This window comes from Flavobacterium sp. JLP, assembly GCF_015350755.1.
Lineage (GTDB): Bacteria > Bacteroidota > Bacteroidia > Flavobacteriales > Flavobacteriaceae > Flavobacterium.
Map to the genome: position 1 here is coordinate 1 of NZ_JADKPS010000025.1, position 345 is coordinate 345.

The 345-nt window shown below is 32.5% G+C and carries 1 pseudogene; it reads left to right on the forward strand.

The window, feature by feature from the left end:
* Window positions 1-345: pseudogene (locus IRZ83_RS19445) on the forward strand (TonB-dependent receptor); the annotation flags it as partial.

Genomic DNA, 345 nt, shown 5'->3' on the forward strand with positions numbered 1-345 from the left:
ACTCTTATACTACTAAAGATTCTGGTGGATCTGTTACAGAAAATGGTATTATTTCTTATTTAGGACGTTTTACATATAACTATAAAGAGAAATATTTTATTCAAGCTTCTATCAGACGAGATGGTATCTCAAAATTAAGTGCTGATACAAGATGGAATAATTTCCCTGGAGTTTCTGCAGGTTGGACTGTTTCTAAAGAAAGCTTTATGGAAGGAATTAGTAATGTAGTTTCTGATTTGAAATTTAGAGGTTCTTACTCTGAGGTAGGTAACACTGAAATTGGAAATTATCCTTACCTAGGTTTAACAACTAGTTCACCTTATGGCGGATTAAATGGTATTGGTT